We start from the raw sequence: 19,609 nt of genomic DNA on the forward strand, positions 1-19,609 counted from the left end.
CGAAAAAGCCCGCCATCTCGGCGGGCTCTTCGACGTGCAATGTGTTGAACGATCACCGGAAGTATCTGGACAAGGTCCCTGATGTCGGAGCCCTCGCTCGCCTCCGCTCCGCCTTCGCTCTAGCCTTCGGCGTATGAGCGGCGCTGATGTCTTGCGGGACATGCTTCGCCGCTGGCGTGATGTTCTTCGCGTCCCATGCGTCCAACTCGCTCTCGCGCCAATGGCGAATGCGGGATCCGGTGAAGTAGATCGGACGCGGGAAGCCGGCAGCTGCCATCTTCCTTTCGATCCACATGTGACTGTGCTTGTAGCGGTCGCAGACGTGAGCAGTGGTGAGATAGGTTTCGGAAGCCATGGCGATGGCGCTCCAGAGTTGGAGAGCACCCATCGCCTCACATGTGCGACTGGCCTTCGTTCCCGTGCCGAGGGGGTCGGCATCTCAGGAGGCATGCGGGGCGTTTAGGCTGCCGCGCGATCACTCGTTCAAGAGGCCCCTAGAACATGGAGCTTTTCACGGCACACGGCAGCGCCCGCTGAGTGCCGGGCTACGACGTTAGGCAATGTGCGTCAATGGGGTTGGGAAATCACTCGCGACAATTTTCGAGGCGAGCCGGCCTTGGCCCGGTGCTGACATCGCGGGACGGTCATGTTTCTCTATGAAACATTGAGTCCGCTACTACATTTCTGTACTCTGGACCGCTAAACCTTTGTACATCAATCGGGTTGAGCGCCTAAGAGGGGGAGCGCCTAACATGACGGACGCTGACGGCCGAGAGGCGCAGGTAAATGCTTTCATCGAGAAGTGTGTGCAGGAGAACTGGCGAGAGCGTTCACAAGCGCTGCTTTTGAGCTATCTCGGGATGAACCTGAAAAATGTATTCCCGGAAAGCGATAAGATTCTTGGGCGGAGTCTCCGCCGATATATTGAAACGTGGCCCATCGTGACGATGGTTGTGCATCCGACTCAACGAGAAAAGATTGGCCTGATTCCTCTTGGCGTGCCAGTTCCCAGCGACGTTTCTTCCCTATTTGCTGAGAAAAAAGATTCTGCACCTCGTGTGCGAGCGGACCACACGATTTACCGTCAAGATTTCTGGAACTTGTTTTTGACGCAGCTAAATGCTCGAAAGTTTGTCGTCGTTACCGGCGACCAAAATTTCCTCATAGCAGAATCACTACCTCAGAATCCCGTGGAGGGAACATCATACGAAGTTATTCCTGACGACGTTGTAGTCACAGCGCCTAACACGCCAACCTATGAAAGAGCGAAGCTAGCCAGGGACAAGATTGATGCTTGGCTTCTGCGGAATCGACTGGATAAGCGAATCTTTGAGGCGCACCGCACGCCGCTTCGACATCCAGATGAATTTGTCGGCAATCCGTTAGACGCGTTCTCCTCGCTCGATCCAGTCGATCAAGCTCGAATTTCGATACCGCTCGATATCGTTCTCAAGCTTCTCAAGGGAACGACGCGGTGAAGCATTTTTTAGTCTTCGTTGGAGCGTCGCCATCATTATCGACTGAACTGCTCGCCCTCCAAAAGCGCTTCGTGGACGTTAAGGTGATTGCGCCTGCCGCGCGCAAAGGCGATCGTGGCATAAGCCAAGCAAACGTCGAACGAGCTTCTGAAGAATTCATCACGGCGCTCAAATCAGCAACTGAGCAAGATTCGCCCGCAAGACTTTCGGTCTGGTGCTTCGCGCCGGAAAGCGCGGATAGCGTGGAGATGCTCTGGCACTCGTTTGGTCGTTCCGCGTGGATCGAATTCGTGCCGTCTAATCTAATCAATAAGGACCGTCCAACAAGGATTTTCATTGAGCAGAAGTTGGATGAGGTGTTTGGCTGCCTCCATCAAATCTACTTGTACGTCTACGGGAGTAGAAAGACGTCTCCCGTATCGTTACCGTTCGAGAATTTCCGCTCTGACATGACCTCTGAATTTCAGAAATATTGGTATCGCGGTCGAACCGACACCGATCTGAAGAAGCATCTTGCCAGTCTCGCCGGACGTTTTCGAAGAGAGCACACCACAAGCGAGCACAGTCACCGCGACGATAGAAAACTCCTCTTCTCTCCGGCGGAGGACGGCGCGTGCCACGGACAGCCGCATCCGACCGGTTCGAGCAGGCACGCGTTTATCAATGGCCGCTTTCGTTTCGGCTCGGCCTTATACCCGGGCTTTCACTACGACGTGACTGCGGAAAACCGATCCACGCTGGAGTGCATTTTGGTGAACGCGGAAGGTCAGGAGAGAGCAATGAAGTCTGAAAAGCGTACGTACATAAATATCTTTCCGAACAACTATCTTTCACCGGAAAAGTAGGGCTCAAACGCAAACAGGGCGCTTGTGTGCGCCCCGTTCCGTTTATTCTCTCTCAGCCTTCAGCCACTAAGTAGACTAACTCATCGTAGTCTCTTGCCGTGTGCAGCGATCCAGCCTTTTAGACGTCTTAACTGGCGCGGCACGGATGTGGTCCCCTTTGATCGTTGGACTGAGATGCAACGACCACAAGCTTTCCACCGGATTAGGCTGCTTCTATCAAAGCCCTCTCGAATCGCTTGTCAACAAATTTGTTGATGTACGGTTCCAGCGCTACGGAACCTTGATCGCAACTGAAAGCCAAAAACCCTTAACAAACAGCACTTGTACGTACGTACGTCGCCAAATCTTTGCAAGGCCTCTAATTATGCCCATCGCATGCTCCCCGAGGCCGCCTGCCGGCACAAAGCCGCCGCAGCTTACCCCCGCCTTACCCCGTTGGCTTCCGTGGAGTACCGAAAGTCGGCTAAGTGCTGGTGCCGCAAGAGGGACTCGAACCCCCGACCCCGTCATTACGAATGACGTGCTCTACCAACTGAGCTATTGCGGCGAACCGTTGGGCAACGGCCTTACAACGCGCCACCTGATATCGGGCATGACCCCGATTGGCAAGGAAAACGGGGCTATTGAACCGCACACCGGTTATCTAACCGCCAATTAGCTTCCCAAACGTGACAGAAATCCGCGCCAACCGCCGATCTGGGCCTTGGGGGGGCCAATTTGTTCCGCAAATTCGTCCACGGCGCCGTCCTCGTCGACCCCGGGGTCGTCGGGGGCCCGGACGATCGGGATGACGGCCGGAATGGGCGCAGGCGCCGCCTTCGGCAGGTCGGTCCGGGAACGGAACAGGGGGGCGGGCGCCGGGGGAGCCGATTCGGCGGCCGGCGGCGGAGCCGGCTCCGATGCGGGCGGGTCGGCCTGAACCGGGGCCGGCTCAGCCTCGGTAGCTGCCGGCAGCGGGGCGTTATCCTGCGCCGTCGGCGCGGCCGGCTCGACGGGCTTGACCTCGACCGGCTCAGCCGGCCTGGGCGGGGGCGGCTCGCTGGCCACTTCCTTTGGCGGTTCGACCCGGCGTGGCGCCAGCATGGCCTCCTCGAACGGCGAGGGCTCGATCGCATTGCCCTTGTCGGACGGCAGCGCCGCCACCGGCGTCTGCCACTGGAAGGCATCGAGACGGCCGGTGACCGGCGACACCGGACGCCAGCGGTCGGAGACATAGCCGTCCGCGGTCCACACCGGATCGTGCAGCGCGCGCACCGCGCGCAAGGTCCAGGCCCGCGCCCGGCCGCTATCGCCATGCTCGGTGCGTTCGATCTCCGCCATCAACAGCGCGACGCGCTGCGTCGGCGCCGCCGTGAACGGCTCCAGCGCCGCACGCGCCTTGGCGAATTCGGTCGCGTCGATCGCGGCACGCGCGATCGCCAGCGCGCCTTCGATATGCCCGGGCGTTTTCGCCGCCAGCGTCTCGACGCGCACCAGGCGCTGGCGCGCGGAATCGCCGAGCCGCACATGCGAATAGGCGTCGGCGAGATCGGGATGCGGTTGCGCCAGCCACGCCGTCTCGACGATACGCATCGCGCGGCGCACCTGATGCGCCTCGCTCTCGAATTTGGCGGCCAGCACCGCGGCCGGGATCAGCGTCGGCGCCAGCTTGAGCGCTTCCATCGCGCTCGCGCGCGACAGGTCGCGATCGACCGTCTCGAATTCCAGCGCGCGGGCCGCGAGCAGCACGCCGCGTTGCCGCCGATAGGTCGCCTTGTCGATCAACCCGGCGGCCTGGTTGTTGTCGATGATCGACAGCGCACCGGCCCAATCGCCCTTGGCGCAGCAGAAGCCGAGCACCGCATGCGAGGCCCAGGACGAGGACGGCGACATTTTCAGCGCTTCCTCGGCAATCATCACGGCCGCAACCGGATCGTCGGCGCGCTGCGCCTCGATGAACAGACCGCGCAGGCCGAGCAGCCGCGTGTCCGGGCGCTCGGCCATGGCGCGGAAGGCGCGCTGCGCGCCGTCGCGGTCGCCGTCGAGCTGCGCCGATTGCGCGTGCAGCAACAGCGCCAGCGGATCGCCTCCGGCGTGGCGCCGCGCCACTTCGGCATGCGCCCGCGCGGCCGACGAATCGCCGTGCCCGATCGCGAGCAGGCCTTGCGTGATGGCGTGACGGCCCCGCGCGTGGCGCCGCTCGCGCCTGCCGCGGCGGACATGGCTTGGGATCTTCCACAGGCCGCGCAGGATCACGCCCGCGACCATCGCGACGACGATGACGAGGCCGAGCAGATACATCGGCTGCTTGGACGTCAGGCGCAGACCGCCCCAATTCAGCACGAGATCGCCGGGCTGATCGGCCAACCAGGCCGCACCCGCTGCGGCGAGTGCGATCAGCAGCAGGAACAGAATGATCCGGATCATCGAGAACCTATTGCAAAGACTTACTGGTTGACCGTGGCGAGCGCCGCCATGGCGTTGTCGGCAAATTTCCGCGACGCGTCGAGCGCGGCGCGGCGCGCGTCCACCTTGGCGAGCCAGGCTTGCGCCGCGGTGCGATCGGCCGGCGGCAACGACTTCAATTCGCGCTCGGTCAATGCGAGATCATTATGCACGGCGGCCGATGTCACGCGCGCGACGATGCTGCCGCGGTCGGTCCCGGTGCCGTCGGTCCGCTCGATGCGGATCAGCTTGGAGGCGCCGGCCTGCAGACGATCGACCAGCCCGGCGCTGGCTGCCGCAGCTTCCGGCGGCGGCGGTGCGAGTTGCGGCACGATCTCGATCAGTTCGCGGCACAGCGCATTCGGACTCGGAACGCCTGAGGCAGCGAAGACGTCGAGCGGCTTCAGCACGTCAGGATTGTCAGTGATCGCTTTCGCGGCCCCGAGCGCCGAGGCATAAGGGTCGCCGTGACGAACCGCGACGTCGAGCAGCGATGCCGCGACCACGCGGCGAAGCGGCACGTCGTCCGCCTTCGCCTCGGCCTTGGTGTCGGCGATCTTGCTATCCTGCTTGGCGAGCGCGGCACCCTGCGCCTTCACCGCGCCCTCGACCTTGTCGATGCGCGCCGTGATGCCGGAGATGTCGGGCGCAGCCGCGCCATCGCGCGGCGCCGTCTTCACATCATTGACCGCCGCCGCAAGCTTGTCGGATTGCGCCCGCGTCGCAGCGAGCTCGGTGCGCAACGCGGCGATCGATTTGTCGAGCGCCTCCAGCCGCGCGGCTGCCGCGGGATCGGCGGCCGCAGTGACCGGCCTGCTCGCTTTTGCTTCAAGCGCGGTCAGGCGCGTGCCGAGTTCGTCGACCGTTGCGGCGCTGGGCTGCGGCGCTGACGCCGGCGGCACCGCGGGCCAGCCGAGCAGCCAGCCGACCCCGATCACCAGCGCTGCCGCGACCGCGCCCGATACCGGCGCCACCACCCAGGGCGACACCGGCCGCGACGGCTCGGCCCCGGACGCCGCGGGGGCGGCCTCGGGCTGCGGCTCGGCGTGGGGAGCGGGATCGGGATGGGGCTCCGCCTCAGGCGCAGCCGCCTCCGCCGCCTTGTCGGTATCCTTGTCAGTATCCTTGGCGCCTTCCTCGCCCCCCTCGGCCCTAGGCGGCTCGCTGGATATCTCGGTCGCCTGAAGGTCGATGGTCGGCGGCGCGCGCTTGGGCCGGGAATCCGGCGAAGGTCCTGGGTCGTCGGGCCGTTCTTCAGCCATCGCGAGGGTCCTCAAAACTACTGGCCGCACATTCTAGGGCATGATCCTATCCGATTGAATTTGATCATGCTTTTATCCTTTTGGTCGCGTTTTCTTAACGCGAACCGGTCCCCACTTCGCTTGAACACGCTCCGTCAGAATCGGCCCAAGTTCTTAGAGCACGATCCGAAAAACGGAGCATTGCCTAACATCATGGTCAGACGAAAGAATTATTCCGCTTACGGCCGCAGGGTGCGGCCGAGCGCCTCCAGCAGGGCGTTTTCGTCCGGCCGCGCCGGCACCACCACCTTGGTCGCGCCGGCGTCATGGAGTACCGCGGCGACCGCGGCCGAGATGCAGCATTGCGGCAGGGCGAGCGCTGAAATCTCGATTCCGTCGGCCCGAACGGTATTCAGGAACGCCTGCGCGCTGCGGCGGGAATAATGCAGCACCGCGGTGATCCGGTTCGCCATGAAGGCGTCGCTGACCTCCGTCGGGAAGCCGGCCACCGGCGCCATGCGGTAGGTGGTGTGGGTGACGACGCTCAGGCCGGTTTCGCTGAGTTCGCCCGCCAGATCGCGCGACAGGTCGGCGCCGGCGAGATAGAGCAATGTGGCTGACGCCACCAATTCGCCGGCCTTGACCCGCGCGAGCACGAGATCGCGCAAGCTCACCGCATCGCCCTTGGCCACCATCACCTTGTCGAAGCCCGCGGCGCGCGCCGCGTCGGCGGTGTGCGCGCCCACCGCAAACAGCGGCAGCCGCAACAGCCGGCTGCCGGCGAGATCGATTGCGCGCGGCGCGTTGGCGCTGGTCAGGATGACCGCGTCATAATTCGCGTCGTCGTCATGGAACGGTAGCGGCTCGAAGCGCAGCACCGGTGCCGCGAGGGCCTCAAAGCCGCGTTGGCGCAACGTCGCGAGCGTCGCTTCGTTGTCCGGATGCGGTCGTGTGACAAGGATGGTCACGGATCAGGTCTCCCGCGCTGCGAATTGGACCTTGCCGACCGATTGCACTTTAAGACCTCGCAATGCTACCCCGGAGGGGACATTCTGATGAACATGATCTTGCCGGAAACCGGTTCCGGCCTGTCCGGATCATGCTGGTAGCACAAGGGCCTGAATTGGGACACGAACCACCGATGCTGGTGCTGGGGATCGAGACCACCTGCGATGAAACCGCAGCCGCCGTGGTCGAGCGCCAGGCTGACGGACAGGCAAGGATCCTCTCCAATGTCGTGCGCTCGCAGACCGACGAGCACGCCCGGTTCGGCGGCGTGGTGCCGGAGATCGCGGCGCGCGCCCATGTCGATCTGCTCGACGGGATCGTCGCCTCCGCCATGAAGGAGGCCGGCGTCGGCTATGGACAATTGTCGGCGGTCGCGGCAGCCGCCGGTCCCGGCCTGATCGGCGGCGTGATCGTCGGTCTCACCACCGCGAAAGCGATCGCGATGGTGCACGATACGCCGCTGATCGCGGTGAACCATCTCGAGGCGCACGCGCTGACGCCACGGCTGACCTGCGCGCTGGCGTTTCCCTATTGCCTGTTCCTGGCCTCGGGCGGTCACACCCAGATCGTCGCCGTGGTCGGGGTCGGCGAATATGTGCGGCTCGGCACCACGGTCGACGACGCGATGGGCGAGGCGTTCGACAAGGTGGCGAAGATGCTGTCGCTGCCCTACCCCGGCGGGCCGCAGGTCGAGCGCGCCGCGGCCGGCGGCGACCCGACGCGATTTGCGTTTCCGCGCCCGATGCTCGGCCGTCCCGATGCGAACTTCTCGCTGTCGGGATTGAAGACGGCGGTGCGCAATGAAGCCAGCCGGCTGGAGCCATTGGAGCCGCAGGACATCAGCGACCTCTGCGCGAGCTTCCAAGCAGCGGTGCTGGAATCGACCGCGGATCGGCTGACCGTCGGCTTGAGGTTGTTCCAGGAGCGCTTCGGCACGCCGCGCGCGCTGGTCGCGGCCGGCGGCGTTGCCGCCAACCATGCCATTCGCAGCGCACTGCAGGATGTCGCGGCGAAAGCGCAGACCACGCTGATCATCCCGCCGCCGGCGCTCTGCACCGACAATGGCGCGATGATCGCCTGGGCCGGCGCCGAACGGATGGCGCTTGGCCTCACCGACACGCTGGAAGCGCCGCCCCGCGCGCGCTGGCTGCTCGACGCCAACGCCAAGGCGCCGGCCGGCTACGCCAACAGCCGCGCCGGATATTGAGCTGAGGGGTTGCGATGCCCGCGCATATGTCCGTCAGCGTGATCGGTGCCGGCGCCTGGGGCACGGCATTGGCCGATGTCGCGGCGCGCGCCGGGCGCAAGGTGACGCTGTATGCGCGCAATGCCGAGCATGCGGCGCAGATCCAGGCGACGCGGGTCAATCCGAGGCTGGCCGGCGTCCAGCTTCATCCCGACATCGCGGTGACATCGGATATCGCCGCTGCCGCGCGCGCGGACATCATTCTCGCGGTCACTCCGGCGCAGCATTTGCGCGCCGCGGTCAGTCATCTGGCGCCGCATCTTGCGCCTGAAACGCCTGTGATCGCCTGCGCCAAGGGCATCGAGCACGGCACGCACAAGTTCATGACCGAGGTGATCGCGGAAGCAGCACCGCGCGCAGTGCCTGCGATCCTGTCGGGGCCGAGCTTTGCCGACGACGTCGCGCGTGGATTGCCGACGGCCGTGACGTTGGCCACCAGGGACGAGGCGCTGGCGCGGGCGCTCGTCCAGGCGCTCGGCTCGGCGACCTTCCGGCCCTATCACACCACCGATGTGCGCGGCGTCGAGATCGGCGGCGCGGCCAAGAACGTGCTGGCGATCGCCGCCGGCATCGTCGTCGGCAGGAATCTCGGCGCTTCCGCGCTCGCGGCGCTGACCACGCGCGGCTTCAGCGAGCTCGCAAGATTGGGCCGCGCCTGCGGCGCGCGTACCGAAACCCTCTCCGGCCTGTCTGGATTGGGCGATCTCCTGCTCAGCTGCTCGACCGCGCAGTCGCGCAATTTCGCGCTCGGCCTCGCGCTCGGCCGCGGTGAGGCGGCGCCGGTCGGCAAGCTCGCCGAGGGCGCATTCACCGCGCCGGTGCTGTGCGAGCTCGCCGCTGCGCAGAAGGTCGACATGCCGGTGTCAAACGCGGTCGCCGCGATCCTGAGCGACCGGCTGACGATCGACGACGCGATCGAAGGCCTGCTGACGCGGCCGTTCAAGGCCGAAGGTTAGAGCTAACGTGGTGACGCGTTTTCTCCACGCGAACCGGTGTCCGTCGCTGACTTCCGCTCCGAGATCATGCGCACTGTGATAGCGTAGCGACGACCGTCGGATCCCGTTCCAACAACAAGAAAACAAACTTGGGGAAAGTACATGCGTCAACCGCGTCACGTTATCGTTTCGATCAGCATTCTGCTTGCCGTCGCCACCTCCTGCGCCACCGCCCGCGCGCAAACGGCCGTCCCGTACGACGAACTCGCCAAGCGCGAGGCTGCGGCGAACGCCGAGGACGGCAAGCGGGTCGCCCCGCTCAAGTCGATCGGCAATCCCTCAAGTGACGTCTCCCCGGAGATGCAGGCGATGATCGGCGCGCCCTACCCGCCGCATTTCAACGCCGATCCGAAGACCCCTGCGGAGTGGAAGGAGCTGATCGACCGCCGCGCCAAGCTCCTGATCGCGGGTATTCCGGCCATGGAGGCGAAGCTCGGCGTCAAGGTCGAGGAAACCAGAATTGCCGGCGTGCACTGCTACATCGTGACGCCGAACAAGATCGCGCTCGAGAACCGGCGGCGCCTGCTGATCCACGTGCATGGCGGCGGCTACGTGTTCGGCCCCGGCGAAGCCGCGTTGCCGGAAGCCATCATGATGGCCGGCTTTGGCGGCTACAAGGTGATCTCGGTCGATTACCGGATGCCGCCGGACTTTCCCTATCCGGCTGCGATGGACGACGCGATGGCGGTCTGGAAGGAAGTCCTGAAATCGCACGAGCGCCACCGGCTGGCGATCTTCGGCACCTCGACCGGCGGCGCGATGACGCTTGCGATGGTGTTGCGGGCGAGGGACGAGAAGCTGCCGCTGCCTGCAGCCATCGCGCCGGGTACGCCATGGTCCGACATCGACAAGATCGGCGACAGCTACGCGAGCAATGAGTGGGTCGACAACGTGCTGGTGACCTGGGACGGATGGCTCGGCCGCGCGGCAAAGCTCTATGCCAACGGCACCAGCCTGAAGAATCCCTACATCTCGCCGATCTATGGGGACTTCAAGGGTTTCCCGCCAACCATCCTGACATCGGGCACGCGCGACCTGTTCCTCAGCAACACGGTTCGCACGCACCGCAAATTGCGCCGCGCCGGCGTGATCGCCGATCTCAACGTCTACGAGGGGCAATCCCACGCGCAGTACCAGATGAACATCGATGCGCCCGAGACGAAGGAAGCCTTCACCGACATTGCCAAATTCTTCGATCGATATTTGAAGCAGTGAGCGCGAGAGCTTCTTTATCTGACGCGTTTTCTTCACGCGAACCGGTGCCCATCCCGCATCGCGTACGGGACAAGCTTCGCTCGAAAACGCTATGGCTTCGGCTGCCCGCGCTTGTCGCGGGCGTCCGGGTGCCTGTAGATTGCCGCGCGATGAACGATCGAGACTGGGGTGAGTCGCAATGAATTACTGGCTGGTGAAATCCGAGCCGTCGGTCTGGTCATGGGACCAGCAGGTCGCCAAGGGCGCGAAGGGCGAAGCCTGGACCGGCGTGCGCAACTTCACGGCACGACAGAACCTCGTCAACATGAAGAAGGGCGACAAGGCGTTCTTCTATCATTCCAACGAGGGCAAGGAGATCGTCGGCATCGCCGAAATCATCAAGGAGGCCTATCCCGATCCGACCGACAAGACCGGCAAGTTCGTCTGCGTCGACATCAAGGCCGACAAGCCGTTGAAGACGTCGGTGACGATGGCCGCGATCAAGGCCGACAAGAAGCTCGCCGACATGGCGCTGGTGAAATATTCGCGGCTCTCGGTGCAGCCGGTGACATCAGAGGAATGGAAATACGTCTGCAAGATGGGCGGGCTTTGACGTCGTCCCGGCGAAGGCCGGGAGGTGGCTTCACATTCGAAGTGCAACACTTGATCGGCAAAGGACTCCGCAGGCGTGCGGTAGTCAAGGCATTTGCGTGGGGTGTTGTTGTAGGCGGCGATGAACTGGCGGAATCTGGCGGTCGAGAGGGTTGCGATATCCGTTTTGCGAGGGATGAAGCGGCGCATCCTGCCGATCGCGTTCTCGATACCACCCTTCTGCCAGGGTGCGTGGGGATCGCAGAAGAAGGTCTCGATCGAGAGGCGATGCAGCGCCAGGTGACCGGCAAACTCGGTGCCGTTGTCGAAGGTGACGGTCTGGCGCAGCTCTTGTGGAAAGGTGGCGAAGAAGCGCACGAGATGGCGGGCGACACCGCGCGCAACCTTGCTGGCGAGGCGGATGCCGAACAGCAGACGCGAGCTGCGCTCATGCACGGTCAGAACCGCCTGACCATATTTGGAGAACATCATCAGGTCGGCCTCCCAATGTCCGGGGACACTGCGGTCGGCAGCCTCGACCGGCCGCTTGTCCAGCGAAACACGGCCTTCGATGAAGCTTGCGGGACTGCCGCCCCTCTTGCCGCGGAGGCCGCGCTTGCTCTTGGCGCGCGGCAGAAAGCGTCGCCAGCTGAAGTCCGAGGTGCGTCGGATCTGGGCGTAAATGAAGCGGTAGATGGTCTCGTGGGAGATCACCTTGCGGCCGTGGTCGCGGGCCAGCCGGCCGGCGATCTGCTCGGGCGACCAGCCCCGCCCCAGGCGTTCCAACACCGCGCGGCGCAGGACGGGCTCCCGTTCGAGGCGTCCGCCCGTCCAGCGCCGCGCTCGCATCTGTTGCTGGGCATAGCTGGGTTTGTAGCCCACCTGAGCGCCCCCATTGCGGTTCAGCTCCCGAGAGATCGTTGATGGCGGGCGATCCAAAGCTGCCGCGATTTGCCGGACCGAGCTGCCATTGGCCGAAAGCCGGGCAATCTCGCATCGATCTTCGAGAGAGAGCTGCTTGTAAGTCCGCGCCATGGCAACACCTCCAGTCGGAAGTGTTGCACTTCGTTTGTGAACTCAGGGGACCCATTACCACAGGGTTGCTTTGTTGAAGCGCGCTGTGGCCACAGCTTGTCTCTGCAATCAAGATTTGGGGTTATGGGTCCCGGCCTTCGCCGGGACGACAGATCGTTACGCCCCGGCCGCCATCACCACCTGCGCCAGCAACTGCTCGCGCTTGGACTGGGTGCGGTAACCGCCCATCGTCGCGGCAAAGCGTTCGAGGATGCCGTCCTCGAAGGCGGTGACGATGGTGTCGTGGACATAGCTCTTGCGGCAGATCGCCGGCGTGTTGGAGAGCTGGTCGGCGGCGGCGCGGATCGCGTCCAGCACCTGGCGCTTGCGGCCGCGCTGGCTGGCGGCCGGCGTGATCCGCGACAGCGATTCCACGACGACGGCCGAGGCCATCAGGGTGCGGAAATCCTTCAGCGATATCTTGATGCCGGCGAGCTCGCGCAGGAACGCATTCACCGCCGTGGTCGACGCCGCCCGGACGATGCCGGAGCGGTCGTAATACTGGAACATGCGCTTGCCCGGGACGCCGCGCAGAATGCCGATCGCACGCACCAGCTTGGCCGCATCGCATTCCTTGCGCACGGCCTTGCCGCCCTTGGCCTTGAAGGTCAGCACCAGAGAATCGTCCTCCAGCGTGACGTTGGACTTCAGAAGCGTGGTGGCGCCGCGGGTGCCGTTGAGGCGGGCGTAGGATTCGTTGCCGGGCCGGATCGCGGTGCGCGCGATCAGCTCGATCACCGCCGACAGCGCGAATTCGCGCGTCGGCTCGTCGCCGGACAGGAACGCCGAGACCTTGCGCCGGATCTTCGGCAGCGCGGCGACGAGCTTGGCCAGGCGATGCGCCTTGCGCTGCTCGCGGACCTTCTCCCAGTCGGCGTGATAACGGTACTGCAATCGGCCCGCGGCATCGCGGCCGACCGCCTGCAGATGCGAGCTCGGGTCGCTGGAATAGCGCACCTGGCGATAGGCCGGCGGAACCGCCATCGCGTGCAGCCGGCGGATCGTCCGCGCGTCGCGGATCCGCGAGCCGTTGGCGCGAACGAATGAATAATTCTTGCCGCGCTTGATGCGGCGGATGGTCAGCTCATTCTGGTCGCCGAGGCGCAGGCCCAGATCACGCGCCAGATCCTCCACCGAGGTCTTGATGACAGCGGGCGCGTCAAGCTTGAGCCTTGCCCGGACCGATTGCACCTTTGCCTGCGGCTGCTTGGGCCATTGGCCCAGCGCCTTCGCCAGGGCGACAGCGGGATCGGCGGACATGGGCCGCACAGCCGCGATGTTCTGCTGATCCATCATACTTCCAGGACGCCTTGTTCCGCTGTTCTCCCGGTAATGCCGTTGCTTCGGCTTCGTTCCGGTGGGGCCATCCGGCCTCGGTTTCGCGATTTAGGGCGTCGGGGCCGACATTGCGAGTCGCGAATCAGTTATCGACGGTTGCCAAATACCTTTCATGGGTGCCATTCGCCCGCTAACCTTGATTTTGGTCGCTCCGGGATCGGTCAAAATGGCCAGATCGCAGCCCCGGAACCGGCTTTGGGGGAGCCGATCAGGCCGGCTGGACCGGCGCAAATCAGGTCAGAGACCATGCCCTTATAAGCGCGGCGCGCAGCCTCATCCGCACGCCACAGGTTGGCCGAACCGCTGTCCGGCCAGCGGGGACCGCGCGGCGCGAACGGGCGTCCTTGCTGCAGATTTCTGGCTGGCCCGGAGCAAGGCCATCCAGATCTCCAAATGCGCAATTGTTGACGCAGATCATCGCGGCGACGTCCGGCAATTCGTTCAATGGCAGTTGAAGTGGTCCGCCAAAATCGGCGCCTGCGTATCGTTGTCGCGCGGCATTGTTGCGGTGACGGCGCGCGGCGCGGAGAGCGACATCACTACGACCAAGAGATCAGTGACCCGGAGCTGGCGATAGAGCATAGATTTCTCCCGTCAACGAAGCGCGGTAAACCGCCCAATCAGATGCGGAAGCCTATGGGATGTCCGGCGGCTTCCACGCGACGAAAGTGACGGCCTTTTTCCTTGCCCGGCTGGAATGCGGCAACGCATAATCGCGGCAATGATCAAGACGGCTTGTCGGCGCGTTATGTGCGATCGGCAATGAGTGGAGGAAAACGATGTCCGAGAAGATCTATGACGTGTCGGCCGACTGGGCCAAGCGCGCTTACGTCAACGACGCAAAATATCGCGAGATGTACGCGCATTCGGTCAAGGACCCGAACGGCTTCTGGGGCGAGCACGGCAAGCGGATCGACTGGATCAAGCCCTTCACCAAGGTCGAGAACGTCTCCTTCGCGCCCGGCAACATCTCGATCAAGTGGTTCGAGGACGGCGTGCTGAACGTCGCCTGGAATTGCATCGACCGCCATCTCGAGAAGCGCGGCGACCAGACCGCGATCATCTGGGAGGGCGACGACCCCTCCGAATCCAAGCACATCACCTACCGCCAGCTGCACGACGAAGTCTGCAAGATGGCCAACATCCTGCGCACGCGGAACGTCAAGAAGGGTGACCGCGTCACGATCTACTTGCCGATGATTCCGGAAGCGGCCTACGCCATGCTGGCCTGCGCGCGGATCGGCGCGATCCACTCGGTGGTGTTCGGCGGCTTCTCGCCGGACAGCCTCGCCCAGCGCATCAAGGACTGCGACTCGAAGGTGGTCATCACCGCCGATGAAGGCCTGCGCGGCGGCAAGAAGGTGCCGCTGAAGGCCAATGTCGATGCCGCGATCGCCAAAACCGGCGGCGTCGATTGGGTCGTGGTGGTGAAGCGCACTGGTGGTGCGATCGACATGAACCCGACGCGCGACCTCTGGTATCACGAGGCCGCCGAGATGGTGACGACGGAATGCCCGGCCGAGCACATGCATGCCGAGGACCCGCTGTTCATCCTCTACACCTCGGGTTCGACCGGCACGCCGAAGGGTGTGCTGCACACCTCGGGCGGCTATCTCGTATTCGCGTCGATGACGCATCAATACGTGTTCGACTATCACGACGGCGACGTCTACTGGTGCACCGCTGACGTCGGCTGGGTCACCGGCCACAGCTACATCCTCTATGGGCCGCTCGCCAACGGCGCGACCACGCTGATGTTCGAGGGCGTGCCGAACTACCCGGACAATTCGCGCTTCTGGAACGTGGTCGACAAGCACAAGGTCAACATCTTCTACACCGCGCCGACCGCGATCCGCGCGCTGATGCAAGGCGGCGACGGGCCGGTGAAGAAGACCTCGCGCAAATCGCTGCGCCTGCTCGGCTCGGTCGGCGAGCCGATCAATCCCGAAGCCTGGGAGTGGTACTACCGCGTGGTCGGCGACGATCGCTGCCCGATCGTCGACACCTGGTGGCAGACCGAGACCGGCGGCATCCTGATCACGCCGCTGCCCGGCGCGACCAAGCTGAAGCCGGGGTCGGCGACGCGGCCGTTCTTCGGCGTCGTGCCTGAAATCGTCGATGCCGACGGCAAGACGCTGGAGGGCGAGACCTCGGGCAATCTCTGCCTGGCCAAATCATGGCCGGGCCAGATGCGCACGGTTTACGGCGACCATGCGCGGTTCGAGCAGACCTATTTCTCGACCTACAAGAACAAGTACTTCACCGGCGACGGCTGCCGGCGCGATGCCGACGGCTATTACTGGATCACCGGCCGCGTCGACGACGTCATCAACGTCTCCGGCCACCGCATGGGCACCGCCGAGGTCGAGAGCTCGCTGGTCGCGCATGAGGCGGTGTCGGAAGCCGCCGTGGTCGGCTACCCGCACGACATCAAGGGCCAGGGCATCTACGCCTATGTCACGCTGATGAAGGGTACCGAGCCGACCGAAGCCTTGCGCAAGGAGCTCGTCGCCTGGGTCCGCAAGGACATCGGCCCGATCGCCTCGCCGGACCTCATCCAGTTCGCGCCCGGCCTGCCGAAGACGCGCTCCGGCAAGATCATGCGCCGCATCCTGCGCAAGATCGCCGAGGATGAGCCGTCGAGCCTCGGCGACACCTCGACCTTGGCCGATCCGGCCGTGGTCGACGACCTCGTGCAGAACCGGCAGAACAAGAAGTAATCCGGCAGCAGCGCTATCGAGACATGAAGCAAGGGCCGCGCGATCATCGCCGCGGCCCTTCGCTTTTCATCACGCGATCCGGCGTCGGCGGCCTCTGAGATGCGATGGGATTGGTCATTTCACGGGATTGTCAGCGGCGAGGCGCCATTGCGGCGTGTTTGTGGCCAAGTGTTGTTTTCAGGTCATTTACTTTAATCCGAACTTTTCCTTCTCTCCCCGCCATCAGGACGTGTCTCGCGGTCGGTGTGAAACCACCCGGTTAAGACACGCGGTTAATATTATGTGCGCGAGACCGGCGGGCCCGGTTTTTCAGGGCCCTGCACCTTCGTTTTTGGCTCCCCCACAGGAGCTGTTGGGAAGTGGAGAGGTTGATGTCGATGAAGTTTGCGGCGGCGCTGGCTGCCACCCTTGGTGCTGTTGTTGTGATGTCGCAGACGGCCGAAGCGCGGCCGGAAATGGTCGGAATACACGCCGACAATTATGAGCCGGGCACCATCGTGGTGAAGACCAACGAACGGCGGCTCTACCTCATTCTCGATTCCGGTCACGCGATGCGTTATCCGGTCGGCGTCGGCAAGTCGGGCAAGCAGTGGGCCGGCACGACCCGGATCGACGGCAAGTACCGCAACCCGGCCTGGTCGCCGCCCGCCGAGGTCAAGCGCGACAAGCCGAGCATCCCGAACGTGATCGCAGGCGGTTCGCCCGCGAACCCGATGGGCGTCGCTGCGATGACGCTGGCCGGCGGCGAATACGCGATCCACGGCACCAACGTGCCGGGCTCGGTCGGCGGCTTCGTCTCCTACGGCTGCATCCGCATGCTGAATCCCGACATCACCGATCTCTATTCGCGCGTCTCGGTCGGCACGACTGTTATCGTCACCCGCTGATCGCACACGGCTTCGTCGGAAGGAAAGCCGCGCATCTGCGCGGCTTTTTGTTTGCCTCTCCTGCGCCGTCGCGGCGACGACGCTATTGCCTAGCGCACAAAATTTCCGCACCAGCCGAAGCGGTGCCCGCCATTGTAGGCGCGGGCATGGCCGGCCTCGAGCAGCACCGCCGAGACGTTGTCGGTCTTCTTCGTCGCGACGTCGGCGACGACGCGTCCCTGATACTTGTCGGGACCGATATTGTAGATCGCGACATCGCCCTGGCCGAGCAGATCGCGCAGTGCCACCGTGGCTGCTTGCGCCATTTGCAGTTCGCGCGCGCACGACGCCTTCAGCTCCGGCGCATCGATGCCGCGCAGCCGGACCCGCGTATACAGATCGGGGCCCGGTGCGAGATGCACCCGCGCCTCGAACGTGTCGCCATCGATCGTCCTGATGACATCGACAGCATGGCGAGCGTCAGGCGCGCCGGCCCGCTGCCAGATCATTTCGGCGTCGCGCGACCGGCTCAACGACCAGTGCGACGGCAAGGGTATCCATTGAGGCGCCCATCGGCGGATCGGCAGCATGCTGCCGACGGCAATGCCGAGAACGAACACCCACGGCAGCGCTGCCGAGACTCGGCGACCCCATGGTGAGCGGCGAAAGGGCGGACGTCCCGTCCCACGATAAGGATTTATTCTCTCGTATGGGGACATATTCCCAGACTGGCTTGAGTCGGGCCGTCAGGCAAGACACTCCAAAACCTCTCAGAAGTCCGAGGCGATGCCCTTGGTCTCCCAATCACCGTAACGCGTCGGTTCCGGTCCCTTCGGACCCTGGAATTCCTTCGGCCGCGCGGCCGCCTCCTTCGCGGCGGCCTCCTCGGCAGCCTTGCGCCGCGTCGCGGCCTCGGCGAGCGCACGTTGCGCGGCCGGCGTCAGCGGCTTGCGCGGCGCGGGTTCCGGCGGCGATGGCGATGGCGATTTCTCAGACATAGCGGGCCTTCTTGGCAAAACTTTCTGCCTGCGAGTTTCTTATCTTGGTGTCGGCTCAGTGACGGCATCACAAGAAATCCCGCAAGACGATTCTTACATTTGGCATATTCGCATGCCAGTGGTGTTTTCGAGTTGATGGCATGAGCCGAATGTAACTCAGCACCTTCGAGATATTTCCGCTCCATGCCTCCTTCAAGATTTGCAGTTCCTGCCGAAGTCCCCGGTCTCGCGGCGCGCCGTATCGCGGCCGACATCCTCGACGGCGTTCTGCACAAGCATCGCACGCTCGACGATCAGCTCGACGGCGCCGGCGCGCATCCCGGCCTGAAATCGCTGGCCGATCGCGACCGCGCATTGATGCGCCGGCTGGTGTCGACCATCCTGCGCAAACTCGGCACGCTCGGCCATGTGCTGTCGCGGCTGCTCGACCGCGGCGTCCCGACCGATGCACCGCGAGCGCAAAGCGCGCTCCTGATCGGCGCCGCGCAGATCCTCTGGATGGACGTGCCTGACCATGCCGCGGTCGATCTGTCGGTGCGGCTGGTGCAGTCCGACCGCCGCGCGGCGAAATATGCCGGGCTGGTCAACGCCGTGCTGCGCCGCTGCGCGCGCGAGGGCCAGGGCCTGATCGACGAGATCAGCCCGCAGACGCTGGATCTGCCGCAATGGATGCTGGCGCGCTGGAGCGCGCATTACGGTGAAGCCACCGCGCGCGACATGGCGCTGGCGCTCGGCCATGAGCCGTCGCTCGATCTCACGGTGAAGTCCGACGCGCCGCAATGGGCGAGCCGCCTGCATGGCGAGATATTGCCGACGGGAACCGTACGCACCCTGCTGCAGGGTTCCGTCACGATGCTGCCGGGCTTTGCCGAAGGCCAATGGTGGGTACAGGACGCCGCCGCCGCACTTCCGGTGCGCCTGTTCGGCGACATCAAGGACAAGCGGGTCGCCGATCTCTGCGCTGCGCCCGGCGGCAAGACGGCCCAGTTCGCGCTGGCCGGCGCACAGGTCACCGCGGTCGACCGCTCGCCGGCGCGGGTCGCGCGGCTGCGCGACAACCTCACGCGGCTGGCGTTGCAGGCCGAAACTGTCGTCGCCGACGCCGCCGAATGGCCGGCGGAAGCCGCGAGCTTTGACGGTATCCTGGTCGATGCACCCTGCACCTCGACGGGAACCATCCGCCGCCATCCCGACGTCGCCTGGCTGCGCCAGGAAGGCGACATCGCCGCGCTGACGGCCCTGCAGAAGCGGCTGCTGCATAGGGCCGCCAACCTGCTGAAGCCGGGCGGCACCCTCGTCTACTGCACCTGCTCGCTGGAGCCGGAGGAAGGCGAGCACGCGATCGCCGCGCTGCTGGCGAGCGAATCAGGCCTGCGCCGTGCGCCGGTCGAGACAAGCGAGATCGCCGGCCTCGACGACATCATCACCGCCGACGGCGATTTGCGTACCCTGCCCAGCCATTTGCCCAACGCCGACGACCCGCGGCTGGGCGGGCTGGACGGCTTTTACGCCGCCCGGCTGGTTAAATCCTGATTTTAAACTTCAGTCTTCTAAGCTCGAAGTGATTCGTGCGGTATCAAGAGGGTGTCTT

The 19,609-nt window shown here is 64.4% G+C and carries 16 protein-coding genes, 1 tRNA gene and 1 pseudogene; 9 read left to right on the top strand and 9 right to left on the bottom strand.

Translation table 11 applies throughout. The features are described from left to right. Positions 1-752 precede the first annotated feature (752 nt). Together HAP47_RS00385 and HAP47_RS00390 are read left to right on the top strand one after the other, a co-directional pair. Positions 753-1,478 (top strand): hypothetical protein, encoded by a 726-nt coding sequence (locus HAP47_RS00385; protein ID WP_173639916.1) that lies wholly within the window; start codon positions 753-755, stop codon positions 1,476-1,478. Continuing rightward, positions 1,475-2,323 (top strand): hypothetical protein, encoded by an 849-nt coding sequence (locus HAP47_RS00390; RefSeq protein ID WP_173639915.1) that lies wholly within the window; start codon positions 1,475-1,477, stop codon positions 2,321-2,323. The genes HAP47_RS00385 and HAP47_RS00390 overlap by 4 nt, the downstream gene beginning before the upstream one ends. 471 nt (positions 2,324-2,794) lie before the next feature. Here the strand turns inward: HAP47_RS00390 and HAP47_RS00395 are convergent. From HAP47_RS00395 to HAP47_RS00410, 4 genes are all read right to left on the bottom strand, one after another. Beyond that, positions 2,795-2,870 (bottom strand) — tRNA-Thr (locus HAP47_RS00395). 107 nt (positions 2,871-2,977) lie between these two features. Next, on the bottom strand, positions 2,978-4,729 hold the full coding sequence (locus HAP47_RS00400; protein ID WP_173639914.1) for a heme biosynthesis protein HemY: 1,752 nt from the start codon (positions 4,727-4,729) through the stop codon (positions 2,978-2,980). Between the two features lie 20 nt (positions 4,730-4,749). Then, on the bottom strand, positions 4,750-6,009 hold the full coding sequence (locus tag HAP47_RS00405; RefSeq protein WP_173639913.1) for a COG4223 family protein: 1,260 nt from the start codon (positions 6,007-6,009) through the stop codon (positions 4,750-4,752). 218 nt (positions 6,010-6,227) lie between these two features. Next, positions 6,228-6,956 carry a uroporphyrinogen-III synthase gene (locus HAP47_RS00410; RefSeq protein WP_173639912.1) on the bottom strand — a complete coding sequence of 243 codons (729 nt, stop codon included), beginning with the start codon at positions 6,954-6,956 and terminating at the stop codon, positions 6,228-6,230. Between the two features lie 173 nt (positions 6,957-7,129). Between HAP47_RS00410 and tsaD the strand changes: the two genes are divergently transcribed. The 4 genes from tsaD to HAP47_RS00430 all read left to right on the top strand — a co-directional run bounded on the left by tsaD (position 7,130) and on the right by HAP47_RS00430 (position 11,044). After that, positions 7,130-8,203 carry a tRNA (adenosine(37)-N6)-threonylcarbamoyltransferase complex transferase subunit TsaD gene (gene tsaD / locus HAP47_RS00415; RefSeq protein WP_173639911.1) on the top strand — a complete coding sequence of 358 codons (1,074 nt, stop codon included), beginning with the start codon at positions 7,130-7,132 and terminating at the stop codon, positions 8,201-8,203. 14 nt (positions 8,204-8,217) lie between these two features. Continuing rightward, positions 8,218-9,198, top strand: coding sequence for an NAD(P)H-dependent glycerol-3-phosphate dehydrogenase (locus HAP47_RS00420; RefSeq protein ID WP_173639910.1), 981 nt, complete (start codon positions 8,218-8,220; stop codon positions 9,196-9,198). A gap of 141 nt (positions 9,199-9,339) precedes the next feature. Beyond that, on the top strand, positions 9,340-10,452 hold the full coding sequence (locus tag HAP47_RS00425) for an alpha/beta hydrolase (protein ID WP_173639909.1): 1,113 nt from the start codon (positions 9,340-9,342) through the stop codon (positions 10,450-10,452). 178 nt (positions 10,453-10,630) lie between these two features. Beyond that, positions 10,631-11,044 carry an EVE domain-containing protein gene (locus HAP47_RS00430; protein ID WP_173639908.1) on the top strand — a complete coding sequence of 138 codons (414 nt, stop codon included), beginning with the start codon at positions 10,631-10,633 and terminating at the stop codon, positions 11,042-11,044. A 23-nt stretch (positions 11,045-11,067) separates the two neighbouring features. Here HAP47_RS00430 and HAP47_RS00435 read toward each other — a convergent pair. The 3 genes and pseudogenes from HAP47_RS00435 to HAP47_RS00445 form a co-directional block, all read right to left on the bottom strand. Next, a pseudogene (locus HAP47_RS00435) lies at positions 11,068-12,057 on the bottom strand (IS30 family transposase); the annotation flags it as partial. 156 nt (positions 12,058-12,213) lie between these two features. After that, entirely contained in the window at positions 12,214-13,392 is a 1,179-nt protein-coding gene (locus HAP47_RS00440; RefSeq protein WP_173639907.1) for a DNA topoisomerase IB, read from the bottom strand. Between the two features lie 483 nt (positions 13,393-13,875). After that, entirely contained in the window at positions 13,876-14,016 is a 141-nt protein-coding gene (locus HAP47_RS00445) for a hypothetical protein (protein ID WP_173639906.1), read from the bottom strand. A 197-nt stretch (positions 14,017-14,213) separates the two neighbouring features. On the opposite strand from HAP47_RS00445, the gene acs reads away from it, so the two are divergent. Both acs and HAP47_RS00455 read left to right on the top strand, forming a co-directional pair. Next, positions 14,214-16,154, top strand: a complete 1,941-nt coding sequence (gene acs / locus HAP47_RS00450) for an acetate--CoA ligase (RefSeq protein ID WP_173639905.1) — start codon at positions 14,214-14,216, stop codon at positions 16,152-16,154. A gap of 371 nt (positions 16,155-16,525) precedes the next feature. Then, on the top strand, positions 16,526-17,041 hold the full coding sequence (locus HAP47_RS00455; RefSeq protein ID WP_173639904.1) for a L,D-transpeptidase: 516 nt from the start codon (positions 16,526-16,528) through the stop codon (positions 17,039-17,041). Between the two features lie 89 nt (positions 17,042-17,130). Here HAP47_RS00455 and HAP47_RS00460 read toward each other — a convergent pair whose 3' ends face one another. Both HAP47_RS00460 and HAP47_RS00465 read right to left on the bottom strand, forming a co-directional pair. Beyond that, a complete protein-coding gene (locus tag HAP47_RS00460) occupies positions 17,131-17,739 on the bottom strand; it encodes a thermonuclease family protein (protein WP_173639903.1) in 609 nt (202 codons plus the stop codon). Between the two features lie 51 nt (positions 17,740-17,790). Further along, a complete protein-coding gene (locus HAP47_RS00465; RefSeq protein ID WP_173639902.1) occupies positions 17,791-18,018 on the bottom strand; it encodes a DUF1674 domain-containing protein in 228 nt (75 codons plus the stop codon). A 183-nt stretch (positions 18,019-18,201) separates the two neighbouring features. Here HAP47_RS00465 and HAP47_RS00470 point away from each other — a divergent pair, with 183 nt between their 5' ends. Next, positions 18,202-19,551, top strand: a complete 1,350-nt coding sequence (locus tag HAP47_RS00470) for an RsmB/NOP family class I SAM-dependent RNA methyltransferase (RefSeq protein ID WP_173639901.1) — start codon at positions 18,202-18,204, stop codon at positions 19,549-19,551. Positions 19,552-19,609 lie beyond the last annotated feature (58 nt).

This window comes from Bradyrhizobium sp. 41S5 (assembly GCF_011516665.3).
Taxonomy (GTDB): domain Bacteria; phylum Pseudomonadota; class Alphaproteobacteria; order Rhizobiales; family Xanthobacteraceae; genus Bradyrhizobium; species Bradyrhizobium quebecense.

Coding starts and splice junctions, on each gene's coding strand:
- HAP47_RS00440 (WP_173639907.1), bottom strand. CDS start 13,392: ATGATGGATCAGCAGAACATCGCGGCTGTGCGGCCCATGTCCGCCGAT.
- HAP47_RS00465 (WP_173639902.1), bottom strand. CDS start 18,018: ATGTCTGAGAAATCGCCATCGCCATCGCCGCCGGAACCCGCGCCGCGC.
- acs (WP_173639905.1), top strand. CDS start 14,214: ATGTCCGAGAAGATCTATGACGTGTCGGCCGACTGGGCCAAGCGCGCT.
- HAP47_RS00405 (WP_173639913.1), bottom strand. CDS start 6,009: ATGGCTGAAGAACGGCCCGACGACCCAGGACCTTCGCCGGATTCCCGG.
- HAP47_RS00385 (WP_173639916.1), top strand. CDS start 753: ATGACGGACGCTGACGGCCGAGAGGCGCAGGTAAATGCTTTCATCGAG.
- HAP47_RS00430 (WP_173639908.1), top strand. CDS start 10,631: ATGAATTACTGGCTGGTGAAATCCGAGCCGTCGGTCTGGTCATGGGAC.
- HAP47_RS00455 (WP_173639904.1), top strand. CDS start 16,526: ATGTCGATGAAGTTTGCGGCGGCGCTGGCTGCCACCCTTGGTGCTGTT.
- HAP47_RS00400 (WP_173639914.1), bottom strand. CDS start 4,729: ATGATCCGGATCATTCTGTTCCTGCTGCTGATCGCACTCGCCGCAGCG.
- HAP47_RS00445 (WP_173639906.1), bottom strand. CDS start 14,016: ATGCTCTATCGCCAGCTCCGGGTCACTGATCTCTTGGTCGTAGTGATG.
- HAP47_RS00460 (WP_173639903.1), bottom strand. CDS start 17,739: ATGTCCCCATACGAGAGAATAAATCCTTATCGTGGGACGGGACGTCCG.
- HAP47_RS00470 (WP_173639901.1), top strand. CDS start 18,202: ATGCCTCCTTCAAGATTTGCAGTTCCTGCCGAAGTCCCCGGTCTCGCG.
- HAP47_RS00425 (WP_173639909.1), top strand. CDS start 9,340: ATGCGTCAACCGCGTCACGTTATCGTTTCGATCAGCATTCTGCTTGCC.
- HAP47_RS00420 (WP_173639910.1), top strand. CDS start 8,218: ATGCCCGCGCATATGTCCGTCAGCGTGATCGGTGCCGGCGCCTGGGGC.
- tsaD (WP_173639911.1), top strand. CDS start 7,130: ATGCTGGTGCTGGGGATCGAGACCACCTGCGATGAAACCGCAGCCGCC.